The organism is Methylobacterium sp. WCS2018Hpa-22 (assembly GCF_031843785.1).
GTDB lineage: Bacteria > Pseudomonadota > Alphaproteobacteria > Rhizobiales > Beijerinckiaceae > Methylobacterium.
On sequence record NZ_JAVTJA010000023.1, the window covers coordinates 39,950 to 63,000 of the forward strand.

Consider the following 23,051-nt stretch of genomic DNA (forward strand, 5'->3'; position numbering starts at 1 on the left):
TTTGTTTAAGGATGCCCGCGTTAGATGAGCAGCCCGCCTTGCGTCCCGGCCATTCCATGGTCCGGCGTCGAGGCGGTCTAGCGAATGGCGCGGACGGAGGATGTGGCGGTGAGTGAGGACGGTTCGGGCGAGCCCCGGCGCGAGACCAAACCCGCCTGGGCCTTTGTCCTTCCCGACGAGGGCGCGACGGAGGATCTCGGCCGCTTCCTCGCCGAATTCCTGCAGCCGGGCGACATCGTCGCGCTGTCCGGAGGGCTCGGTGGCGGCAAGACCACCCTGGCGCGGGCGTTGATCCGCGAACTCACGGGCGATCCGGAACTCGAAGTGCCGAGCCCGACCTTCACCCTGATCCAGCCTTACGAAGCGAAGAATGGCCGGCAGATCGTCCATGCGGACCTCTATCGCTTGCGCGGTCCGGACGAGTTGGTGGAGCTCGGCTTCGACGAGATGACCGATACGGCGATCACCCTCGTGGAATGGCCCGAGCGCCTCGGTCAGCGCGATGGCCCGATCCTGACCGTGGACCTGTCGCTGCGGCCGGAATTCGGGGAAGGCTCGCGTTTGGCCCGCATCGACGGCCAGGGCGAGATGCGCGCCCGCATGAAGCGCGCCCGCGCCCTGCGCGCTTTGCTCGACCGCAGCGGTTGGGACGAGGCGGAACGCATCCTCATGCAGGGTGATGCGTCCTCCCGGCTCTATGAGCGTCTGGTGAAGCCGGACGGGACCAAGGCCGTGCTGATGATTTCCCCGGCCCGGCCCGATGGCCCGCCGGTGCGCAACGGCAAGCCCTACAGCGCCATCGTCAAGCTCGCCGAGAGCGTCCACGCCTTCGTCGGCGTCGACCGTGGCCTTCGCGCCCTCGGCTTCTCGGCGCCCCGCATCTATGGCGAGGATCTCGACGAGGGCCTGCTCATCATCGAAGATCTCGGCTCGGAACCGGTGGTGGATGCCAACGGGCCGCGCCCCGAGCGTTACGCCGAGGCGGTGCGCCTCCTGGCCAAGCTCCATGCCACCGAGCTTCCCGGGGTTCTCCCCGTCGCCGACGGCATCGACCACGTCCTGCCGCCCTACGATCTCGAAGCCCTGCTGTTCGAGACCGAACTCCTGCCGGACTGGTACTGCCCGTCGGTGCGGGGTGCCTCGCTGCCCACGCCCGCCCGCTCCGAATTCGTGGCGCTCTGGGCCGAGGTCCTGCGCGGGGTCGAGCCGGAGCGTCCGACCTGGACCCTGCGCGACTATCATTCGCCGAACCTGATCTGGCTGCCCGACCGCGAGGGGCTGGAGCGCATCGGCGTCATCGACTTCCAGGATGCCGTCCTCGGCCACCCGGCCTACGATCTCGCCTCGCTGCTACAGGACGCCCGCGTCGACGCCACGGCGGATTTCGAGCTGCGCCTGCTCGGCCTCTATGTGCGCGAGCGGCGCAACCGCGAGCCCGATTTCGACATGCAGGGCTTCGCGCGGGCCTATGCGGTGATGGCGGCGCAGCGCGCCACCAAGATCCTCGGCATCTTCGCCCGCCTCGACAAGCGGGACGGCAAGCCGGCCTATCTGGCGCATCTGCCGCGGATCGAGGGCTATCTCGCCCGCAATCTCGCCCATCCGGCGCTCACCCGCCTGCGCCTCTGGCACCAGGAGCACCTGCCGCATCTCGTGAGCGAGGCGGCTCCGGACGAAGGCGAGGCCTGACGTAGCTCCCGCCCGATAGCCGGGGGACGGGGCCGCGCTTTCGGGCTTGACCCGGGGAGCGAGTTCCCCACGATGCCGCCGCACCCGCTGGTGCTTCGCGATCATCGCCCCGGATGTCCCATCCGGGACGATGCCACAGCCCTCGCGCCCGAGACGCCGACGGAATGTCCGACAGCCCCGTGCCCGCCATCCATCAGGCCTTCGTCCTCGCCGCCGGCCTCGGCAAACGCATGCGTCCGATCACGGCGACGGTGCCCAAACCGCTGGTCGAAGTGGCCGGCCGCGCCCTGCTCGATCACGCGTTGGACAGGGCGGCGGAAGCCGGCATCATGGATGCGGTGGTCAACGTCCACTACCTCGCCGACCTGCTCGAAGGGCACCTGGCCCGCCGCCGCACCGCTCCGGCGATCCGGATCTCCGACGAGCGCGAGGCGCTGCTCGAGACCGGAGGCGGCGTGAAGAAGGCGCTGCCGCTACTCGGCGCCGCTCCCTTCGTCGTGCTCAATTCGGATTCGTTCTGGCTCGAAGGGCCCAAGCCCAATCTCGGCCGTCTCCTCGAAACCTGGGAGCCGGAGCGGATGGACATCCTGCTCCTCGTCGCGCCGACGGCGACGAGCCTCGGCTACGAGGGCAAGGGTGATTTCGTGATGAATGCCGGTGGCGCGCTCCAGCGTCGCGGCGAGCGCGAGGTGGCGCCCTTCATCTATGCCGGTGTCGCCATCCTCAAGCCGGAGCTCTTCGCCGACACGCCGGAAGGTTCGTTCTCCCTCAACCTGCTGTTCGACCGCGCCATCGAGCGGGAGCGGCTGTTCGGCCTACGCCTCGACGGCCAATGGCTTCATGTCGGCACGCCGGAGGCGATCGAGGCCGCCGAGGCGCGGGTGAAGGCGAGCGCGCAGGTACAGTGACGCGAACCGATCGGACTGACGGAATGACAGAGTCCCACGTCTTCACGATCCCGCCCAGCGCCCCTTTCCTGCCGACCCTCGCCGAGGCGCTGATCTCCGGTCAGCTCGTGGGGAATGTCTCCGGCGATCCGTTCGCGCTGGCCAGCGTCACTCTCTATCTCCCCACGCGACGCGCCACGCGGGCACTCTCCGCGATCCTGGCGGAGCGGGTCGGCAGTGCGCTCCTCCCGCGCCTGATCCCGTTGGGCGAGGCGGACGAGGCCGAACTCGACGTCGCCGCGAACCCCTTGCTGGAAGACGGCGCCGACCAACTCGCCCCGGCGATGCCACCCCTGGAACGCCGGCTGATTCTCGCCCGCCTCGTCCAGGCCTGGGCCGAGACCATCGATCGCAAGCTTCTCCCCATGGGCGACGATGTCCCCTTCGTCGTCCCCTCCTCGCCGGCGGATGCGGTCTATCTCGCCTCGGATCTCGAAAAGCTGATGGACGCCCTCACCGTGGAGGGTGTGCCCTGGACCGAGATCGCCGGGGCGGTGGAGGCCGAGTACTCGCAATATTTCGGCCTGACCCTGGATTTCGTGCGTATCGCAGCCGAGAACTGGCCCAAGATCCTGCACGACCGCGCCTTGAGCGATCCGGTGGCCCGCTCGCGCACCCTCATCCTCGCGGAGGCGACGCGGCTGCGGCGCGACAAGCCCGCGGACCCGGTCATCATCGCGGGCTCCACAGGGTCGGTGCCGGCGACCGCCAAGCTGATCGCCGCCGTCGCCGCCCTGCCGAGGGGCGCGGTGGTGCTGCCTGGGCTCGATCTCGATCTCGACGAGTCGGGCTGGAACGCCATCGAGACGGGGGAGGGGGCGGAGCGTGAGATCGCCCACGGCCATCCCCAGGCCATCCTGCATCGCCTCCTCGGCCCCGGCTGCCTCGATCTCGACCGTGGCGCGATCGCCTCTCTCGGACAAGCGACGCCACAAGGCCGAGCACGGACGGCCCTGCTGTCCCAGGCCCTGCGCCCGGCCGAGACCACCGACGCCTGGTCGGACCTGACCGCCGATGAGCGGCGCGAGACCGCCGAGACCGGCATGGCGGGCATCTCGGTGATCGAGGCGGCCGACGAGCGCGAAGAAGCCCTGGCCGCCGCCATCGCGCTGCGCGAGACGTTGGAGACGCCCGGCGCCACCGCCGCCCTCGTCACCCCCGACCGCAACCTCGCCATACGGGTGGCGGCCGAACTCGCGCGCTGGGGGATCGTCGCCGAGGATTCGGCCGGCGAGGCGCTCTCCGTCAGCCCGGCCGGGCGTCTGGCGCGCATGGCGGCCGAGATGGCGGCGGATTTGAAGCCGCATCGGGTGATCTCACTCCTGGCCCATCCGCTGGTCCACCTGTCGATGACGCGGGAGGAGGTCCGGCGCGGCGCGGCCGCCCTCGAGATCGGAGCCCTGCGAGGGCCGGCACCGGCTCCGGGATTCGACGGCTTGCGTCGTGTGCTCGCCGACCGGCGAAAGGCGACGGGACGCATCCCCCGCGCCCAGCGCCGCCTCACCGACATCGATTGGGATCTGGCGGCCCAAATCATTGATGGCCTCGAACAGGCGTTCGACGGATTCCTTCGCTCCGAGGAGGAGGGGAGCGCCGATCTGGTGGCCCTGGGGCGCAGCCATGCGGCGGTGTTCGAACGCTTGATCGCCCGGCCCGAGGGCGAGGACCCTGTGGAGGACAACACGCTCTGTGTCCTCGATACCCTGTTCGACGACCTGTCCACCTCGGAGCCCGGCCTCCTGCCGGGAATGCCCCTCGACTACCCGGCTTTCTTCACGGCGCTGGCGCGCGAGCGGGTGGTGGCCTGTGGCGGAGAGCGCCCCCATCCGCGCCTGCGCATCCTCGGCCTCCTCGAAGCCCGGCTGCTCGATGCCGACCGCATCGTTCTCGGCGGGCTCGACGAAGGCGTCTGGCCGATGAAGACGGTCACCGACGCGTTCCTCAACCGGCCCATGCGCGAGCGCATCGGCCTCAATCCGCCCGAGCGGCGGATCGGGCAGACCGCCCATGATTTCGTGCAGGCGCTCGGCTGCCACGATGCCGTCATCACTCGCTCGGCCAAGCGCGAAGGGGCACCGACGGTGCCGTCGCGCTTCATCCAACGGCTTCAAGCCTTCGCCGGCGAGGCCTGCTGGGACCGCGCCCGCGAGAACGGCCGGCGCTTCCTCGGCTATGCCGGAGCGCTCGACCGTGGGGAGGGGCCGGTCCCCCCGCGCCTGACCCAGCCGAAGCCGAAGCCCGACCCGTCCCTGTTCCCCCGGAGCCTCAGCGTCACCGAGGTCGAGACCCTGGTGCGCGACCCCTACATCATCTTCGCCCGGCACGTGCTCGGCCTCGATCCGCTGGAACCCGTTGCCGGCCGCCCCGGCGCCAGCGAGCGCGGAACGCTGATCCACGCGGTGCTCGGCGATTTCGCGCAGACCTATCCCGACATCCTGCCTGAGGACGCGGCCGAGCGTCTGCGCGCTCTCGCCGATAACGAATTCGCCGAGATTCGGCAGGACTTCCCGGAACTCTACGCCGAATGGTGGCCGCGCTACGAGCGCCTCGCCGCCGAGTTCCTGGACTGGGAGACCGAGCGCCGTCCGGCCCTGGATCGTGTGCGGGCCGAAATGTTCGGCCGTTGGGCGCTCCCCATGGGCAAGGACACGTTCACGCTTCGCGGGCGGGCAGACCGGATCGAGCAGCGTCGCGACGGAACCGCCTGCATCGTCGATTTCAAGACCGGACAGCCGCCGAGCAACAAAGAGGTCTTCGCCGGTTTCTCACCCCAGCTCACCCTGGAAGCGGCGATGCTGAAGGCCGGCGCGTTCGACGGCGTGACGCGGACCCGGGAGACGCCGGACCTGCTCTACGTCCATGCCACCGGCGGCCGGAAGCCGTTCGAGCCGCTCGCCGTCAAGCCGCCGCGCGGCGACCCGCGCACCCTGGACGCCATCGTCGAGGAGCATGAGCGGCGGTTTCGCGGTCTCGTCGCCCGCTTCATGGCGGGGGAGGCCGCCTATGTCTCACGGCCCTACCCGAAATATGCCAGGTCCTACGGCGATTACGACCACCTCGCCCGCGTGCTGGAATGGTCGCTGGCCGGGGAAGGCGAGGGGTGAGGACGTTCTTCCTTCCCGAGAATGCGGACCCGAGACGATCGAGGGTGCTTTGATGTCCCGCCCGAGGAAATCCGCGAATCGCGGGGAGTGCGCCTAAGCTGGAATCCGTTCCGCCCCATGGTTCGGGCAGAGATTCGCCTCCACGGTGATGTGCGAGAGGCCTTCCAGATCGGCGAGCTTCGCCTTGTACGCCGCCGGTGCCTGCGGGCGGTCGGACACCAGCGAGACGATCAGCCCGGTATGGCCAGGGCCGAGGCGCCAGAGGTGGAGGTCGGTGATCGTGTCGCCGTTCGTTTCCAGCCGCGTCCGCACGGAGTGGGCGAGATTCCGGTCCGGCACCGCATCGAGCAATGTCGCGCCGGCGGAGCGGATCAGGCTCCAGGACCATGCGACGATCACCGCTGCGCCGACCAGGCCCATGGCCGGATCGAGCCAGGCGATGCCGAGATAGCGGCCCGCCAGCAGGGCCGCGATGGCCAGCACCGATGTCAGCGCATCGGCCAGGACATGGACATAGGCCGCGCGTAAGTTGGTGTCCCCGTGATCGGCATGGCCGTGCCCCTCGTGATGGGCGTGGCCATGACCATGATCGTGGTGATGTCCGTGGTCGTGCCCGTCGCCGTGAAGCAGCCAGGCGCTTGCGAGGTTCACGAGGAGGCCGAGGATCGCGATCGGCAGGGCTTCGCCGAAGGCGATGGCCTGAGGATTGCCGAGGCGCGTGAGACTCTCGTAGCCGATGGCCAGCGCGATCATGGCGAGGATGATGGCACTGGCGAAGGCGGACAAATCCCCGAGCTTGGCGGTGCCGAAGGCGAAGCGCGGGTCGTCGGCATGAAGACGGGCGAAGCGATAGGCCAGGGCCGCGATACCGAGCGCCGCCGCGTGGGTCGACATGTGCCAGCCGTCGGCGGTGAGGGCCATCGAGCCGAAGATCGTCCCGCCCACGATCTCGGCGACCATCATCGCCAGGGTGAGGCCGACGACGAGAACGGTCCGGCGCTCGTTGCGCGCATGCGATGTCCCGAGGAAATCGTGGCGGTGCCGCCAAGTCTCGATGCTGTGGCTGTGCATGAACGGGGTGCCCTGAAAGAATCGTCCCGCCGAACATAGGGTGCTTTGGCGAGGCGATCATCCTTCTCTATGAAGAGACGGAGCCAAGCCCGGAGCAGACAGGTTGCCCTTCGTCGTTGACGATCTCACCAAGGCGAGCCAGCGCCGCGCCGCCGATCCCCTGGCCTCGGCCTGGGTCTCCGCCAATGCGGGGGCGGGAAAGACCAAGGTTCTCACCGACCGCGTCGTGAGACTCCTGTTGAACGGCGCGCCGCCGGCACGCATCCTGTGTCTCACCTTCACCAAGGCCGCCGCCGCGAACATGTCGATCCGGGTGTTCCGCACCCTCGGGCGCTGGGTCACCCTCGACGATGCCGCGCTGACGGCCGAACTCACCGAACTGACCGGCAAACCGCCCGCCCGCCGCCTGCTGAAAGTGGCGCGGCGCCTGTTCGCCCGTGCCGTCGAAACGCCGGGCGGCCTCAAGATCGAGACGCTGCACGCCCTGTGCGAGCGTCTGCTGCACATGTTCCCGTTCGAGGCCAACGTTCCCGCCCGTTTCCAGGTGCTGGACGAGAACCAGGCCTCCGACATGTTCGCCGCCGAGACCGACAGGGTGCTCGCCCTGGCGATGACGGCGAGGAACCCCGAACTCCGTGCGGCCTGGGACCGCGTCGGGCCGGAGGCCACGGGCGACACCCTGCGCTCGGTCCTGCGCGCGGCGATGCGGGCACGCTCCCTGTTCGACGGATCCGACGGGCTCGCCGCGCCGGTCGCGGCCTTGTCCGAGGCCCTCGGTCTGCGCGCCGCCGACACCGCGGAAGCGATCCTGGAGCGGATGCTTACCGGTGGGCTCGACCAGTGGAGCGAGCTCGCGCAGCGCTTGCGCACGGGAAAATCCACCGATGAGGGGCTGGCCGACAAGCTCGTGGCCGCCGAGGCGGCGAAGGACCCGATCGAGAAGCTCGATCTCTACCGTTCGGTCTTCTTCACCGAGAAGGGGACGCCGAAAGCCGACAAGAGCCTCGGCACCAAGGATGTCCCCGCCGAGGTCAAGGAGGCCCTTCTCGCCGAGCGGGACAGGCTCGACCCGCTCTTCGATACGCTGCGCGCGGCGCGGGCGCTGGAGCGGACACAGGCCCTGTTCGTCCTGGCCTCGGAGATCCACCGCCGGGTGGAGAGCCAGAAGGCGCGGCTCGGCGCCCTCGATTTCGACGACCTCATCCACAAGGCCCTCGATCTGCTCTCGCGGGTCGATGCGACCTGGGTCCTGTACAAGCTCGATCGCGGCATCGATCACGTCCTGGTGGACGAGGCGCAGGACACCAACCCGCGCCAATGGGATATCCTGCGCCGCATCACCGCTGATTTCGCCAGCGGCGAGGGCGCCCGCGAGGTTCTTCGCACCCGTTTCGCGGTGGGTGACCCCAAGCAATCGATCTACAGTTTCCAGGGCGCCGAACCGCGCGAGTTCTCGACCGTGCATCGCGAATGGCGGACGGCCTCCGAGCAGGCCGGTCTACCCTTCGAGGACGTGACGCTGAACCTTTCGTTCCGCTCGACGAAGGGCATCCTCCGCGCGGTGGACGCCACCTTCGCCGTGCCCGAACATTACCAGGGCTTGTCCTTCGACGATGCCGCCGTGGGCACCACGCATGAGACGGCCCGGCGGGACGCGCCGGGGGTGGTGGAGATCTGGCCCGTGGAAGTGCCCGCCGAGGAAGAGGAGCCCGATGCCTGGGCGGCACCGGTGGACGCCCCCGAAGCCAACGCGCCGTCCATCGTCACCGCCCGCCGGGTGGCGCGGGCGGTGAAGGCCTGGACCACGACCGGGGACGAGGGCGGCCGCGTCTGGCGTCCCGGGGACGTGCTCATCCTGGTGCGCAAGCGCTCAGCGGCGTTCGAGGAGGTGATCCGCGCCCTGAAGCTCTGCGGTGTGCCCGTGGCGGGCCAGGACCGCCTGGACATCACCGCCCATATCGCGGTGAACGACCTCGTCTCCATCGGCCGGGCGGGGTTGCTACCGGCCGACGATCTCACCCTGGCCGGTGCCCTGAAGACGCCGCTGGTCGGGCTCGACGACGACGACCTCGTTCGCATCGCTGCCGGCCGCGAGGAGGCGGAGACGCTCGAGGATGCCCTGGCCCGCCACGCCGAAGCGGGCGATCCGGCCGCGAGACGCGGGCATGCGGCCCTCACATTGTGGATCGACTTGGCGGCCCAGCACGGGCCGTTCGGGTTCTACGCGAGCCTGCTCGGGCCGCATGAAGGACGGATGCGGCTGGTATCCCGCCTCGGTGGCGAGGCAGGGGATGCCATCGACGTGTTCCTGATGAAGGCTGCCGAGGCCGAGCAGGCCTCCGAGGCTCCGTCCCTCGATTGCTTCCTCACCCGTTACGACATCACTCCGGGGCGCGGCGTCAACGGCCTCACCGTCAAGCGCGACCTCGAATCCGGTCGCAACGAGGTCCGGGTGATGACGATCCACGGCGCCAAGGGGCTCGAAGCACCCGTTGTGGTGATGATCGACGGATGTGAGCCGCTCGGGCGCAACGATCCGCAACTCCTCGCCATGCCGGGCGTGCGCGGCCAAGCCCTGCCGCCGGTCTGGGCCGGGTCGAAGTCGCAGGATACGCAGGCCGTCGCCGCCGCAAGGGCGGAGCATCAGGCCCGTGCCCGCGAGGAGCACAACCGTCTCCTCTATGTGGCCCTGACCCGCGCCGCGGACCGCCTCACCATCGCGCCCTATCGCGGCCACGAGGAGCAGGGCGAGAATGCCTGGTGCGAGATGGTGCGGAAGGGGTTGGAACAGGTCCTGGGGGCAGGCGAATCCATCGAAACCAGCTACGGCCCCGCACTCCTGTGGCGCGAGGGCACAGCGGAACCCGTCGCCGCCCGGTCCTCTGCGGGTGATGAGGCGATCTCGTCGATTCCCCCATGGTTGCGGCAAGTGGCGCGCAGCGAGGTCGAGGTCGCGCCACCGCTCAATCCCTCCGGCGCACTCGGAGCGGCGGATGGGCATCGCACGCTGCCGCGTCGGCAGGCGAACCCGCATGCCCGCCGCCGCGGTATCCTCATTCACTCGCTGATCGAACACCTTCCCCGCCTCGAGCGGCATCAGCGAGCGAGCGCTGCCTCCGCCTTCGTCAAGGCACGGGCGCCGTCCCTCTCGTTGGCGGAACAGGAAAGGTTGGTGACGGACGTCCTGCGACTGGTGGAGGATCCTGCCCTGGAGGCACTCTTCGCCAGCGATGCGAGGGCTGAAGTCGCGGTCTCGGGACGCGTCAGCGTCGGCGGCGAAGAGCGGGCGGTCTTCGGACGGATCGACCGCCTGAGCATCCGCCCCGACAGGATCGTGCTCGCGGATTTCAAGACGAGCCGGCCCCCGCCTGATCGCGCCCCGGTTCCGGGCGACGAGGCGGCGCAGGTCGCGCTCTATGTGGCACTCCTACGGGACATCTATCCAGGACGTCCCGTCGAGGCACTGCTGGTCTGGACCTCGGGGCCGGTCATCCGCCATCTCGGCGAGCCCACCATTTCGGCGGCGCTCGCCTCGCTGTCGAATCGTCCGGCTCGGCCCGGCATCAAGGCGTGAGCTTGAGGATCTGTCCGTCCGGGCCGTCCGTCACGGCATAGACCGACCCATCGCTAGCGACCTTCACGTCGCGGATGCGGTGATCGAGGGGGATGCGCTCCTCGGTCACCACCTTGTCGCCGTCGAGCTTCAAGGCGACGATGCCGCCGCTCGCCAAGCCGCCGACGAGGAAGGCGTCCTTCCAGGCCGGGAACAGGGTGCCGTTATAGAGTGCCATCCCGGACGGGCCGATGACCGGGTCCCAGTAATAGACCGGCTGGACCGTACCGCCTGCCTGGGTCTTACCTTCGCCGATCTTCTCGCCGCTATACTCGATACCGTAGGTCACCTCCGGCCAGCCGTAATTCAATCCGGGCCGGGGACGATTGAGCTCGTCGCCGCCGCGCGGCCCGTGTTCGACGGTCCAGAGGCGTCCCTGCCCATCCAGGGCCGCGGACTGCACGTTGCGATGCCCGTAGGACCAGATTTCGGGCTTGGCCTTCTCACCACCCGTGAACGGGTTGTCCTTCGGCGCATTCCCGTCGGTGTCGATGCGGAAGACCTTGCCGAGGCCGCTGGTGAGGTCCTGGGCCTGGACGCGCGGTCCCTTGTCCGAACGCTCGCCGACGGTGACGAACAGCTTGCCGTCCGGCGCGAAGACGAGGCGGGAGCCGAAATGCTTGTCGCCCTCATAGGACGGCGTCTGGCGGAAGATGACCTTTAGGTCATCGAGGCGGCCGCCATCTTTCTCCTCGATCAGCTTGGCGCGGGCCACCGTCGTTCCGTTGCCCTTATCGCGCGGCTCGGAATAGCTGAAATAGATGAGACGGTCGGAGACGAAGCTCGGGCTCAGCGCCACGTCGAGGAGACCGCCCTGGCCTCGCGCGTCCACCTTCGGAACGCCGGCGATGGGCTGGCCGAGCGTGCCGTCCTTGGCGACGATGCGCAGCTTGCCGGCTTTCTCCGTGACCAGCATGCGGCCATCCGGCAGGAACTCCATGGCCCAGGCACTGTCGAGGCCCTTGGCGACGACGGCGCTCTGCACCTTGGTGGCCTCGAGGGGCTTCGGCGCACGGGTCTGGTTGGGAAGCAGGGGCTTGTAGGTGGTGTTGGCGGGCTCCGTTTCGGCGGGCTCTCCCCCCTTGGCCTCGTGCTGGGGCGCCGCGAAGGACTCGCCTCCGATCCTCGGCTGAGGCGTTCCGGAATTGCCATCCTGAGCGAACGCACCGGTGCCGAGGCTCAGGGCGGCGAAGGAGGCAAGCAAGGTCGGAGAGATGCGCGTCACGTGGTGATATCCTCCATGGCCGGCTTTCAGGAAACCAGCTCTTGGCCTGTTGCGAAGCTCGATCGCCGGACGGCGGCCGAACTCATCTCGCACCGGCTTCATAGGGGCGTGCGTGATGGAACGCTCGCCTCAAGGATCGCCGATCACAGAGGGAGATGGGGCGAGGCGATGGCTTTGGCGAGGGGCAACGTGATTCATGCGCCCCACATCCCGCCGGGTCGAACATGGGTGGATGATGCATGCGGGAATCGGACGGCTGTCCCGCCTTGGGCATCTTACGCCTTGACCGTCCCGGTTCACGTCGCCAACTCTCGTTCTCAAGCTGGCGCAGGCAATGTCGCGCCGCCCGTGGAATGTGAAAGGGATCGTGATGGCGACGGTAAAAGTGACCGACGCGAGCTTCGAGCAGGACGTTCTCAAGTCCGTCGAGCCCGTGGTCGTGGATTTCTGGGCGGAATGGTGCGGCCCTTGCCGTCAGATCGGCCCGGCTCTCGAAGAAATCTCCGCTGACATGCAAGGCCGGGTGAAGATCGCCAAGGTCAATGTCGACGAGAATCCCGGCATTGCCGCCAAATATGGCATCCGCTCGATTCCGACCCTTCTCATCTTCAAGGGCGGTGAGCTCGCGAGCCAGAAGGTCGGTGCGGCTCCGAAGGGCGATCTGTCCCGCTGGATCCAGGCCAGCGCCTGAGCGCACTCGCTAAGCTTTCGAGGAAAAAGCCCGGCCGTTCATGGCCGGGCTTTTTTTATGTCCGGTGGAGCGCACCGGCCGGTGCTTGCCGTGGTTCGGAAACGAAAAAACCCGGCCATAAAGGCCGGGCTTCTCCGTTTCGAGACCTGTGTCGACGTTGCGACGTATCGGCTTAGTACGAGCCGAACTTGTAGTTCAGACCGGCGCGGACGACAGCGAACTCGGTCTCGCGAGCCGAGGGGCTGAGCGTGAGCACGTCCGTGGCAGGGTTGTAGACGGAGCGGGCGCCGCGGCCATCCTGCTCGAGGTTCACGTAGAGGCCTTCGACCTTCAGCGTCACGGCCGAAGAGCGGAAGAAGTTCAGGAACGAGTCGGTGGGGAGAGCGTACTCGATACCACCACCAGCGGTGTAGCCGGTGCGGAAGTCGTCGCCACCAGCGCCGCCGTCGCCGTAGGCGAAGCCGCCGGTGCCGTAGAACAGGACGCGGTCGAAGGCGTAACCGACGCGGCCGCGAACGGTACCGAAGAAGTTCATCTCGCTACCGGGGGTCCGGACAGCGGAGCCACCAGCAACACCCGGGGTGCCGGTGAAGCTTACAGCCGTACCGGGGAACAGACGCGAACGGTTGCTGAAATCGGTGTACTGAGCGTCAGCTTCGAGACCGACGACCAGGCCCGAGCCCGGGGTGAACTGGTAGTTGTAGCCGACCTGACCACCGCCAACGAAACCTTCGCTGTTGTTGCCGTTGCCGACCGACAGAACACCATTGGTGGTGCCCGAGTTCAGCACGGAGCCGGCCGGGAGGTTGTAGCGGTTGCTGTCGCTACCGGCGTCGAAGCCGTAACCGGCGTTGATACCGAAGTAGAAGCCGGTCCAGGTGAACACCGGCACCGGCACGAAGACCGGCGGCGCAGCGCGACGCGGAAGGTCAGCGGCGGTGGCCGCAGCCGTGAGGGCCGTGAAGGCCGCGAAAGAGGTAAGAAGCTTTTTCATCGTTGATCCCCAGCGAGTTGCCCGATCCACAATCAAACTAGTCGATTTTGGGCAGCTGAGATGTAGCGCAGGAGCCACACCCAATGCCCGATGCCACAAGTGTGGCTGCTTCGGTGAAAAGCGGGGATCGTTTCGGGGCTTCGGCGCCGGACAATAAGGACAGACGTTGTCTCCGTCACGCCGCATCGGCGCCCGAGACTCTCGATCGCGGCGGTTGTCCAAGAAAAACGATGTTTTAACCCTGTCGGAAGCTGGCGACGATCCCGCCGGAGGGTTCGCCAGACTTCGCAATCGCGACGAACGCCCGAGCCGGCGACGAATCCGCCGGCGCGATCAGGTCGGGGGCGTACCGTTGGCGGTCAGGACGTTGCCCGCGAGATAAAGCGAGCCGCAGATCAGGATGCGCGGCGGCTGCTCGAAGGCGAAGTCGGCGAGGCTTTCCAGGGCGGCCTCGACGCTGGAGGCCACATAGGCGGTGAGGCCGACATCGGCGGCGATCTGCGCCACCTCCTCGGCGGGGCGCGCCGCCATCTGACCTCCGATCGGGACCGCGATCAGACCGCGTGCCAGCCCGACGAAGTTACGCAGGAATCCCTCCGCGTCCTTCGTGCCGAGCAGGCCCGCCACCAGGACCAGCGGCACGTCGCTACGCTCGCCGAGATCCGCCATCGCGGTCGCGAGGATGCGGCCGCCGTCGATATTGTGGCCGCCGTCGAGCCAGAGTTCCGCGCCGGCCGGTGCCATGTCGGCGAGGCGGCCGCGGTTGAGGCGCTGCAGGCGACCCGGCCACTCGACTTTGTTCAGTCCGGTCTCGATGGCCTCGACGCCGATATCGCCGAATCCCGCGGCGCGCAGGGCGGCGATCGCCGTGGCGGCGTTGGTGAATTGGTGACGTCCGTTGAGTCGGGGCTGCGGCAGGTCGAACAGGTCGAGCTCGTCCTGGTAGACGATCCGACCGCGCTCGGCATGGACGGAGAAATCCTGGTTGCCGACCCGGATCGGCGTGGCGCCGATCTCTTCGGCGAAGCGGCAGAGGACCGAATCCGCTTCCTTGTAATCCTGGGCGGCAATGATCGCCGGGCAGCCGCGTTTGAAAATGCCCGCCTTCTCCGTCGCCACCGCCTCGACGGTATCGCCGAGATATTCCGCATGGTCGCGACCGATCGGCGTGACGACGGCCGCCGCCGGACGATCGATCACGTTGGTGGCGTCGACACGCCCACCGAGGCCCACTTCGAGCAGGAGCACGTCCGCCGGAGCTTCCGAGAACAGGAGGAGGGCCGCGGCCGTGGTGATCTCGAACACGGTGATCGGTTCACCGGCATTCGCGGCCTCGCAGCGCGCCAGGGCGTCGGCCAGCTGGTCCTCGGGCACGTAGCTGCCGCCGCCCACCGCGCCGATGCGGATACGCTCGTGGAATCGCACGAGATGCGGTGAGGTATAGACATGCGCGGCGAGACCGCCGGCTTCGAGGATCGCCCGCATGAAAGCGATGGTCGATCCCTTGCCGTTGGTGCCGGCCACATGAATGACCGGAGGCAGCTTGCGCTCAGGGTGTCCGAGCCGTTCGAGCAGGCGCTCGATCCGCCCGAGGGACAGATCGATCGTACGCGGATGAAGGGCCAGGAAGCGCGCCATCAGCGCGTCGGAAGAATCCATGGATCGGCTCGCCGTATCGCGCGTGGGCTCAAGCCGGTTCGGCAACGGCGCCCGCGCGCGCCGGTGTCGCCGCGGGCTGGTTCATCAGCAAACCGCAGAGCCGTGAGATCGTATCCTTCAGGGCATGCCGATGCACGACCTGATCGACCATTCCGTGTTCCTGCAAATACTCGGCACGCTGGAAACCGTCGGGCAGTTTCTCTCGGATCGTCTGTTCGATGACGCGAGGCCCGGCAAAGCAGATCAGGGCGCCGGGTTCGGCGAGATGGACATCGCCGAGCATGGCATAGGAGGCGGTGACGCCCCCCGTGGTCGGGTTGGTGAGTACGACGATGTAGGGAAGCTTCGCCGCTTTCAGCCGACGGACCGCCACCGTGGTGCGGGGCATCTGCATCAGCGAAAGGATGCCTTCCTGCATGCGCGCACCGCCGGAGGCCGAAAACAGAATGTAGGGCGTGCGCTTGTCGAGGGCCGTCTCGGCGCCCCGCACGAAGGCTTCGCCCGCCGCCATGCCGAGGGAGCCGGCCATGAAGGCGAAGTCCTGCACGGCCAATGTCATCGGCAGGCCTGAGACCCGGCCGAAGCCGATCTTGAAGGCGTCCGGCATCCCGGTCTTCGCGCGGGCATCCTTCAGGCGGTCGGCGTAGCGCTTCTCGTCGCGGAACTTCAGCGGGTCCGTCGCCACTTCCGGCAGCGGCACGTCGATCCAGGTGCCCTCGTCGAACATCATCTTGAGGCGCGCTTGCGCGCTCATCTTCAGATGGTGCTCGGAGCCCGGGATGACCCAATGGTTCCCCTCGACTTCCTTATGGAACACCATCTGCCCGCTATCGGGGCATTTGACCCACAGGTTCTCAGGGGTCTCGCGCTTGAACAGGGTCTTGATCTTGGGGCGCACGACCTCCGAGATCCAGTTCATGGGTTCAACCATCGTCGACTGACCATTCTTGAGGGAAGGGGTCTCGGATGAGCCGGAGACCGGCTCGCGGAATTATCGGTCCGGGGCAGCGCTCAGGCGGAACGCCCGCGCACGCCCTCGGCCAGTTCGCGCACGAGGGCGCTCACCGCTCCGGCGGCGTCCCGGCCATCCACGACGGCCCGGTGGACCACGTCGACCAGAGCCGACCCGACGACCACCCCGTCCGCGCCCTTGGCGATCTCGGCCGCTTGCGCGCCCGTCCGAACACCGAAGCCGACCACGACGGGCAACTCCGTATGATTGCGGATACGGCCCACCGCCTCGGCCACCCGGCCGAAATCCGGTGTCGCCGTGCCGGTGATTCCGTTGATCGACACATAATAGACGAAGCCGGCCGTGTTCGCGAGGACGGCGGGAAGGCGGCGCTCATCCGTGGTGGGCGTCGCCAGCCGAATGAAGGCAAGGCCCTTCGCCAGAGCCGGCAGACAGAGCTCGTCATCCTCTTCGGGAGGAAGGTCGACGACGATCAGCCCGTCGAGGCCCGCAGCGACCGCATCGTCGAGAAAGCGGTCGACGCCGTAGGCGTGGATCGGGTTGTAGTATCCCATCAGGATGACCGGCGTGGCGGTGTTGCCTTCGCGGAAACGACGGACGAGGCCGAGGGTCTTGACCAGGTCCTGTCCACCCTTCAGGGCGCGCAAGGCCGCCGCCTGGATGGCCGGACCATCGGCCATCGGGTCGGTGAAGGGGAGCCCGAACTCGACGATGTCGGCGCCGGCCTCCGGCAGCGCCTGAAGCACCTTCAAGGAGGTCTCGGCATCGGGATCGCCCGCCATCACGTAGGTCACCAAGGCGGCGCGCTTCTCCGCGCGGCAGCGGGCGAAGGTGGCCTCGATGCGGGTCGGCATGGAGCCGGAGGCGTCCGGCTGCGAAGAAGTCTCTGACAGCGAAAGGGTCATGGTGCCTGCGTCTCGCGGGCTACCCTCAGGGGAGGGGCGGCCCAGGAACAAGCCGTCGCGCCTACACCATCGCGGCCTGCCCGTGAAGCGCGACGCGTCGAGCCGGCCGGCATCCGATGCGTCCACGACGTCGCCGATGCGGATCGGGCGATGCTCCGTTTCGCGGCAAGAAAGCTTTAAGCTCCTTTCGAAAGCCGTCCTTCAATCTCACATGCGATCAAGGGGGTATGCGAGGGACCGGAATGGAGCGAGCGCGGGACGGTGGGCAACGATGCCCCGCTGCACCATGTCCGGGCCGGCGGCGATCCGCCCACGCTTCCGGACGGAGAGGTCGATGATCGCGCCGGAGGTCGTTCTCGTCCTGATCCCGTTGGTGGCCATCGCTGCGATTTACGCGGCTGCCCGCGCGCGGCGGCAACCGGCCGCGGACACGACCGAGATCGAGCGGCTTCAGGATAGCATCTGGCGGATCTCGGAAAGCGAGGAGCGCTACCGCGCCCTCGTTGAGGCGACCACCGACGTCATCGTCCAGCGGGACGCGCAGGGCCGCATCACATTCGCCAATGACGGATTCGGGCGTCTCTTCGGTGTGGAGCCCCTGACGTTGCTCGGCTCGACGGCCGAACTCGAGATCCTGGAGCAGGGAGTCCGCCAGCAGCATCCCGACGGCGTCACCCGCGTGGAGATGCAGGTCCGCCCCGTCGACGGCATTCCACGCTGGTTCTCCTTCATCGAAACGCGTGTCACCGGCGTCGGCGGTCGCACGCAATGGCTCCGGGCGGGCTCCGACATCACCGAGCGGATCGAATCCGCCCGCTCCCTCGATGAAGCGCTCCATCGCGCCGAGGCGGCCAATGTCGCCAAGTCGCGCTTCCTCGCCACCGTGAGCCACGAAATCCGAACGCCGCTCAACGGGATCCTCGGCATGGCCGATCTTGTCCTCGATACCGGCCTCGATGCCGAGCAGCGGACCTATGTGGAGGCGGTGCGGACGTCGGGCCGGGCCCTGCTGACGCTCATCGACGGCATCCTGGATTTTTCGCGGATCGAGGCAGGACGCCTCGACCTGTCGGCGGAGCCGTTCGATCTCCGCGCCGTGGTGGAGGGCGTGGTGGAACTCCTCGCCCCACGCGCGCAGGACAAGGGTATCGAGATCGCCATCGACGTGGCGGACGACGTCCCTGTCGAATTCATCGGGGACGCGGACCGCATCCGGCAGATCGTGGTCAATCTCGCCGGCAACGCGATCAAGTTCACCAATCAGGGCGGGGTCGGCGTCACGATACGGTGGGCCGCCCCCGACATCGTCCTGGCGGTCTCGGATACGGGATCGGGCATTCCCGAGGCTCGCATCCCCGCTCTGTTCGAGGAATTCGAGCAGGGCGACAACAGCGCCAGCACCCGCCATGAAGGAACCGGCCTCGGCCTCGCCATCACCCGCCGCCTCGTCACGCGGATGGGTGGGGGCATCGATGCGCATTCCGTCATCGGCCGTGGCAGCACCTTCACCGTGCACCTGCCCCTTCCCGTCGGCGCCGTGGCGGATGGTGAACCATCCCCGGTGTCGCTGCAGGGCCGCAAGATCCTGATCGTCGCCGATTCGCCCTATCAGGCTCCGTTCCTCGCAAGGCGGCTGTCCCGGTCGGGGGCGTCGGCGGTGGTGGTGGCGAATGTCGAGGCCGGCCTCGATACCCTGTCCGGCGTGCCCTTCGACGCGGTGATCGCCGACCGTGCGCTGGGTGACGAGAACGTGCGCAGGCTCGCGGCGGAGGCGAAGCGACGGGGCGTACGCTGCAGCCTCATTCTGCTCTCCCCCTTCGATCGGCGCGAGTTCGGTGCGCCGGGGGCGGCCGGCTTCGACAGCTATCTGATCAAGCCGGTGCGGGCGCGTTCCCTGTTCGACAGGCTCCTCGTGCCGACCTCGTCCATCGAGCATCCGGGCTCGTCCATTTCGGGTCCCAGCGCTGAGGCGGAGCCGACGGAAAACCCGCGCGCGGCCCCGCATATCCACGTGCTCCTCGCCGAGGACAATCCGATCAACGCACTCCTGGCCACGAGGGCGTTGGAGCGTCTCGGTGCCACGGTCGTTCTGGCGCGGGACGGGTCCGAGGCGTTGGCCCGGCTCGATCATCCCGCATCCCGGTTCGATCTCGCTCTCATCGACATCCGCATGCCGGGGATCGACGGTCTGGAAACGGCGCGGCGCCTGCGCGCCAGCGAGGCCGAGCATGGTCGCGCTCCGCTTCGATTGGTGGCCCTCACGGCCAATACCGGCCGCGAGGACGAGCGGGCGGCGCGCGAGGCGGGGTTCGACGAATTCCTGGCAAAACCCCTCGACCTCAAGGCCTTGCCCGCTCTCCTCGAACGCCGTTCCGCCGCGGCTGCCTGAGCGGCAATTCGCGTTGACAGCGCGCGGCGAGCAAGCGAACACGGGGCCATGCACGCACCAAGCTCGCCCCCTCCCGATGCTTCGGCACCGTCGAACCGGGATGGTCTCGTGGCCTGGGCCGTGGCGGCAACGGTGGTGGTCACAATCCTGATCGGCACGTTCGCGCCTGCTTCGCATGGGCGTTCCGGGCATGGTGCGGCGGCCATCGACGCATCCTGCGCCGAATGGAGCGACGGCTGCACAATCTGCCAGCGTTACGGCGAGGAGACGGCCTGCTCCCTTCCCGGCATCGCCTGCGTTCCGCAAGCAAAGCAGTGCCTGCGCCATTCCGGGGGATGAGCGAAGCGTCCGTGCCAGCCCGCCTTCGGTTCGCGCCGAGTCCCAACGGGCGGCTTCATCTCGGACACGCTTACTCGGCCCTGGTGAACGAGACATTCGCCGCGCGGCTCGGCGGTGACCTCTGCCTGCGGATCGAAGACATCGATCCGGTGCGCTCGCGCCCGGAACTGATCGCCGCCATCGAGGAGGATCTCGCCTGGCTCGGGATCGGGTTCAGCGGTGCCGTCCGGCGGCAGTCGGAGCATCTCCCGGCCTATCGGCATGCCCTGGAGAGCCTCCGCTCGCGCGGCCTCGCCTATCCCTGCTTCTGCTCCCGTGCCGCCGTGATCGAAGCCGCCGGACCTGTACCGTCCCGCGATCCGGACGGGGCGCCTCTGTATCCCGGCACCTGCCGCGTCCTGTCTGACGAGGAACGGGCGGCCCGCCTCGCCGCCGGCCTGCCGCATGGCTGGCGGCTCGACATGGCGCATGCTCTCACGCGGAGTCCCGGCCCGCATCGCTTTCGCTGTCTCGATGCCGATCATGCGGAAACGAGCCATGTCGCCGATCCCGTCCGCTGGGGCGATGTGCTGATCGCACGCCGTGACGTCCCGACGAGCTATCACCTTTCGGTGGTGATCGATGACGCCGTCCAGGGGATCAGCCACGTGGTGCGCGGCGCGGACCTGTTCGCCTCCACCGATCTGCATGTCCTGCTGCAGGCTCTGCTCGGCTATGACGGCCCGGCCTATCACCACCACGCCCTCGTCCTCGGGCCGGACGGGATGAAGCTCGCCAAATCGCGCGGCTCGGAATCCCTCGGCGATCTGAGAGGGCAGGGCGTCACGCCGGCGGAGATACGCCGACGACTCGGTTTCGCGTGAGGCGAGGGCGCCTCATACCAAGTCTCACTGAACCCGACCCTTAGGTCGGGTTCAGTGAGGTCCGGCGGATGAAAGCCGCTGCGCCGTCGCGCGGGCAGACCTCGATGAGCCAGGCTCAGCGAGCTCTGGTATCAGCGCGTGGTCGTGCTCTGGGCCATGGCGGCGCCGGTGCGGGATTTCTGCATCGTCCCGTCGATCTGCTCGCGCTGGCGCGTGAACTCGGTGAGCATCCGCCCATCGAGTTCGCGTCCGCGCGGTACGCGGATCTTCATCGGGTCCACGAAATGGCCGTTGATGATGACCTCGTAATGCAGATGCGCACCGGTCGAGAGGCCGGTGGAGCCGACATAGCCGATCACCTGACCTTGACGCACTTTGGCGCCCGACGTCACGCCCCGGGCGAAGCGGGACATGTGGTTGTAGGTGGTGACGTAGCCGTTGATGTGCTGGAGCTCGACCCGTCGTCCGTAGCCGGAATCCCATTCCGCCTTGATGACGGTGCCGTTTCCGGCGGCGACGATGGGCGTGCCGATCGGATTGGCCCAGTCGACGCCGGTATGCAGCTTGGCATAGCCGAGGATCGGATGGCGACGGTAGCCGAAGCCCGACCGCATGATGCCGTCGGCAATGGGTTTGCGGATGAGGAACTTCTTCAGCGAGCGCCCCTGCTCGTCGAGATAATCGATGGAGCCGTCATCGGGCGATTGGAAACGATAGACCTTGCGGACCTCTCCGCCGAGGTTGAGCGAAGCATAGAGCAGTTCCGGCCGGTCCAATGCGGCCTGACCGCCTTCCTCGTCATAGGTATAGAAGACGTCGAGACTGTCCCCGTTGGAGATCCGACGCTGGAAGTCGATGTCGTAGCTGAAAATCCGCACGAGATCTTCGACCGTCGCACGCGGCAGGTCGTGCCGTGCCGCCGTCTCGTAGAGGCTCTGGTAGAGGCGAGGGCCCGAACCGCCATTCTCATCCTCGTCGTCATCCCCGGATTCGGAGGCGACCGGAGCCTTGCGGGCCGACTTGTCCTCCACCGCCTGCGCCACGGAAACGAAAGCGCCGCGATCGTTGATGGCCGCCGTCGCCTCGACCCCGTTCTCGCCATAGAGGGTGACGCGGGTCACCTGTCGCGGATCGCCGGGCTTCGGGCCCGGTGCGATCTGGACGCGGAACTGTTGCCCCTCGGCCAGCTCGCCGACACGCGCCCGTCCGCCGAGCGCCGCCACGATGCCCTTGATCTGCTCGTCATTCGCCTGACCCGTCGCCTTCAGCAAGGCTTCGAGCGTGTCGCCGCGCTTGATCGCGAGGTCGCGATCTTCCACCAGCGGCGTCTCGCCCTGGCGCAGGCTGGTCTTGGCGAGATTGGTGACGTTCTCCGGCACCACCAGGACTTCGATGGATTTGAACGGACTCGCATCGCCCGATGCCGGCGACATCCCGCCGAAATCCGGCGAGGCGATGCCCTGCTGAAGGGCCCGCGACAGCATCAATTGCGGAGCGATGGGAAGCGCCGTGCGTCGCCCCGCCTCCGCCGCGAGCCGCTTCTCTTCCTCGACCTGCGCGGTGACGGCGTCGTCCCCGAGGGCGGGCGTGGACGCCTCGATCGGCATCGTCGTGAGATCCCGCTTGATCACGGTCACTTCCGCACCGGGGGCATCCGCCGCGCTCGGCTCGGATGCCCGTTCCAGCGGTTCACTGGAAACGAACTTCATCGGGTCGAAGCGCGGCACTTCGGCCGAGAAGACACCCGTGGACATGGACAGCGCCGTCGAGATCCGGACGAAGGGGCGGACCTTGATGATCTCGCGCTCTCCGAGACGGACCGTCACCGGGGAGCGAAACGTCTGCTTGGCGGAGGCGATCATCAGGTTACGGACGAGGCGGTCGCCTTTCCGCGCGAGGTCGGCGGTATCGTCGCTGGGGGCCGGCCGAACGACGATCTCGGCATGTTCAGGTACCGCGGCGAAGGAAACGTCGCCCTGCAGCGACACGTAGATCGCCGCTCCGATCAGTCCGGCCCCGGTCAATCCGGTCAGCGCGCTTGCGCAGAGCCAACGCAGGTTGACGTCCCGCCGGTCGATCCGAGTGGCATCCGTGACGAACAGATCGAGGGGAGCGTCGGTGGCCCGCCCCGGATGCGGTTGGCGCGGATCGGCGCTGCTCGTCGGAGCTCCGATCTTGAGCCGCCCGCGCCCCGCATGATTCCCTCGCAAGCGTATCTCTTCTTATCAGGAGGTCGGCCGACCCTCGTTCGACAGGGGGCGGCGGGAAACGATCTGCGGCGGACGATATCCGCCAACGGTCGACATGTCGAAGTCGAGCATGTCGACATTGAGGCGTGGCGGGGAGAGCTCCCGTGCTCTTACGGGATCACGAGAGGGGAGGGCGCCGGAGTATGGAGCAGAAACCTCCCGGCAACCCGCCAGCCGACCGAGGCAGAAGAGCTTTTATGAAGGAAAGCGGCTGGGCCGAGGTCGCAAGGCGCCGAAATTACGCTTTGCCGACAAAGAGTTATGGTCCCTATTTCATGGGATTGCCGCGAAAGTTTCAGTGTCCTGTCATTTTGGCATTGACGAGAGTGAGGGGTGGGTC

Annotated in this window: 15 protein-coding genes; 8 read left to right on the forward strand and 7 right to left on the reverse strand. The window is 67.8% G+C overall.

Annotated features, from left to right (window positions below; translation table 11 throughout):
- Window positions 1-84 precede the first annotated feature (84 nt).
- The 3 genes from tsaE to addB all read left to right on the forward strand — a co-directional run bounded on the left by tsaE (window position 85) and on the right by addB (window position 5,740).
- On the forward strand, window positions 85-1,689 hold the full coding sequence (gene tsaE, locus RQI43_RS22605) for a tRNA (adenosine(37)-N6)-threonylcarbamoyltransferase complex ATPase subunit type 1 TsaE (RefSeq protein WP_311276673.1): 1,605 nt from the start codon (window positions 85-87) through the stop codon (window positions 1,687-1,689).
- 164 nt (window positions 1,690-1,853) lie between these two features.
- On the forward strand, window positions 1,854-2,597 hold the full coding sequence (locus tag RQI43_RS22610) for a nucleotidyltransferase family protein (RefSeq protein ID WP_056429086.1): 744 nt from the start codon (window positions 1,854-1,856) through the stop codon (window positions 2,595-2,597).
- Between the two features lie 23 nt (window positions 2,598-2,620).
- Window positions 2,621-5,740 (forward strand): double-strand break repair protein AddB, encoded by a 3,120-nt coding sequence (addB, locus tag RQI43_RS22615; protein ID WP_311276674.1) that lies wholly within the window; start codon window positions 2,621-2,623, stop codon window positions 5,738-5,740.
- A gap of 93 nt (window positions 5,741-5,833) precedes the next feature.
- On the opposite strand, the gene dmeF is transcribed toward addB, so the two are convergent.
- The gene (gene dmeF / locus RQI43_RS22620) at window positions 5,834-6,811 is read right to left on the reverse strand and encodes a CDF family Co(II)/Ni(II) efflux transporter DmeF (RefSeq protein WP_311276675.1); all 978 of its coding nucleotides are present in this window, start codon (window positions 6,809-6,811) and stop codon (window positions 5,834-5,836) included.
- A 103-nt stretch (window positions 6,812-6,914) separates the two neighbouring features.
- Between dmeF and addA the strand changes: the two genes are divergently transcribed.
- A complete protein-coding gene (gene addA, locus RQI43_RS22625; RefSeq protein ID WP_311276676.1) occupies window positions 6,915-10,385 on the forward strand; it encodes a double-strand break repair helicase AddA in 3,471 nt (1,156 codons plus the stop codon).
- Here addA and RQI43_RS22630 read toward each other — a convergent pair.
- The gene (locus RQI43_RS22630; RefSeq protein ID WP_311276677.1) at window positions 10,375-11,649 is read right to left on the reverse strand and encodes a PQQ-dependent sugar dehydrogenase; all 1,275 of its coding nucleotides are present in this window, start codon (window positions 11,647-11,649) and stop codon (window positions 10,375-10,377) included. The two genes, addA and RQI43_RS22630, sit on opposite strands and share 11 nt — an antisense overlap.
- A 370-nt stretch (window positions 11,650-12,019) precedes the next feature.
- Between RQI43_RS22630 and trxA the strand changes: the two genes are divergently transcribed.
- The gene (gene trxA, locus RQI43_RS22635) at window positions 12,020-12,340 is read left to right on the forward strand and encodes a thioredoxin (protein WP_056429100.1); all 321 of its coding nucleotides are present in this window, start codon (window positions 12,020-12,022) and stop codon (window positions 12,338-12,340) included.
- 172 nt (window positions 12,341-12,512) lie between these two features.
- Here the strand turns inward: trxA and RQI43_RS22640 are convergent, their stop codons facing one another.
- From RQI43_RS22640 to trpA, 4 genes are all read right to left on the reverse strand, one after another.
- Window positions 12,513-13,334 (reverse strand): porin family protein, encoded by an 822-nt coding sequence (locus tag RQI43_RS22640; protein ID WP_311276678.1) that lies wholly within the window; start codon window positions 13,332-13,334, stop codon window positions 12,513-12,515.
- A 333-nt stretch (window positions 13,335-13,667) separates the two neighbouring features.
- Entirely contained in the window at window positions 13,668-14,993 is a 1,326-nt protein-coding gene (locus RQI43_RS22645) for a folylpolyglutamate synthase/dihydrofolate synthase family protein (protein WP_056429106.1), read from the reverse strand.
- 28 nt (window positions 14,994-15,021) lie between these two features.
- Entirely contained in the window at window positions 15,022-15,924 is a 903-nt protein-coding gene (accD, locus tag RQI43_RS22650; protein ID WP_056429110.1) for an acetyl-CoA carboxylase, carboxyltransferase subunit beta, read from the reverse strand.
- Window positions 15,925-16,004: 80 nt separating this feature from the next.
- A complete protein-coding gene (gene trpA / locus RQI43_RS22655; RefSeq protein WP_056429145.1) occupies window positions 16,005-16,820 on the reverse strand; it encodes a tryptophan synthase subunit alpha in 816 nt (271 codons plus the stop codon).
- Between the two features lie 385 nt (window positions 16,821-17,205).
- Here trpA and RQI43_RS22660 point away from each other — a divergent pair, with 385 nt between their 5' ends.
- The 3 genes from RQI43_RS22660 to gluQRS are packed head-to-tail and all read left to right on the forward strand — an operon-like array spanning window position 17,206 to window position 20,462.
- Window positions 17,206-19,260 (forward strand): ATP-binding protein, encoded by a 2,055-nt coding sequence (locus tag RQI43_RS22660; RefSeq protein ID WP_311276679.1) that lies wholly within the window; start codon window positions 17,206-17,208, stop codon window positions 19,258-19,260.
- 48 nt (window positions 19,261-19,308) lie between these two features.
- The gene (locus tag RQI43_RS22665; protein ID WP_056429114.1) at window positions 19,309-19,599 is read left to right on the forward strand and encodes a hypothetical protein; all 291 of its coding nucleotides are present in this window, start codon (window positions 19,309-19,311) and stop codon (window positions 19,597-19,599) included.
- Window positions 19,596-20,462, forward strand: a complete 867-nt coding sequence (gene gluQRS / locus RQI43_RS22670) for a tRNA glutamyl-Q(34) synthetase GluQRS (protein ID WP_311276680.1) — start codon at window positions 19,596-19,598, stop codon at window positions 20,460-20,462. Before RQI43_RS22665 ends, gluQRS begins: the two co-directional genes overlap by 4 nt.
- A 131-nt stretch (window positions 20,463-20,593) precedes the next feature.
- Here gluQRS and RQI43_RS22675 read toward each other — a convergent pair whose 3' ends face one another.
- Window positions 20,594-22,672: a M23 family metallopeptidase gene (locus tag RQI43_RS22675; RefSeq protein ID WP_207413168.1), complete on the reverse strand. Its 2,079-nt coding sequence runs from the start codon at window positions 22,670-22,672 to the stop codon at window positions 20,594-20,596.
- Between the last annotated feature and the right edge of the window lie 379 nt (window positions 22,673-23,051).

Coding starts and splice junctions, on each gene's coding strand:
- tsaE (WP_311276673.1), top strand. CDS start 85: ATGGCGCGGACGGAGGATGTGGCGGTGAGTGAGGACGGTTCGGGCGAG.
- RQI43_RS22610 (WP_056429086.1), top strand. CDS start 1,854: ATGTCCGACAGCCCCGTGCCCGCCATCCATCAGGCCTTCGTCCTCGCC.
- addB (WP_311276674.1), top strand. CDS start 2,621: ATGACAGAGTCCCACGTCTTCACGATCCCGCCCAGCGCCCCTTTCCTG.
- dmeF (WP_311276675.1), bottom strand. CDS start 6,811: ATGCACAGCCACAGCATCGAGACTTGGCGGCACCGCCACGATTTCCTC.
- trxA (WP_056429100.1), top strand. CDS start 12,020: ATGGCGACGGTAAAAGTGACCGACGCGAGCTTCGAGCAGGACGTTCTC.
- RQI43_RS22640 (WP_311276678.1), bottom strand. CDS start 13,334: ATGAAAAAGCTTCTTACCTCTTTCGCGGCCTTCACGGCCCTCACGGCT.
- RQI43_RS22645 (WP_056429106.1), bottom strand. CDS start 14,993: ATGGATTCTTCCGACGCGCTGATGGCGCGCTTCCTGGCCCTTCATCCG.
- accD (WP_056429110.1), bottom strand. CDS start 15,924: ATGGTTGAACCCATGAACTGGATCTCGGAGGTCGTGCGCCCCAAGATC.
- trpA (WP_056429145.1), bottom strand. CDS start 16,820: ATGCCGACCCGCATCGAGGCCACCTTCGCCCGCTGCCGCGCGGAGAAG.
- RQI43_RS22660 (WP_311276679.1), top strand. CDS start 17,206: ATGATCGCGCCGGAGGTCGTTCTCGTCCTGATCCCGTTGGTGGCCATC.
- RQI43_RS22665 (WP_056429114.1), top strand. CDS start 19,309: ATGCACGCACCAAGCTCGCCCCCTCCCGATGCTTCGGCACCGTCGAAC.
- gluQRS (WP_311276680.1), top strand. CDS start 19,596: ATGAGCGAAGCGTCCGTGCCAGCCCGCCTTCGGTTCGCGCCGAGTCCC.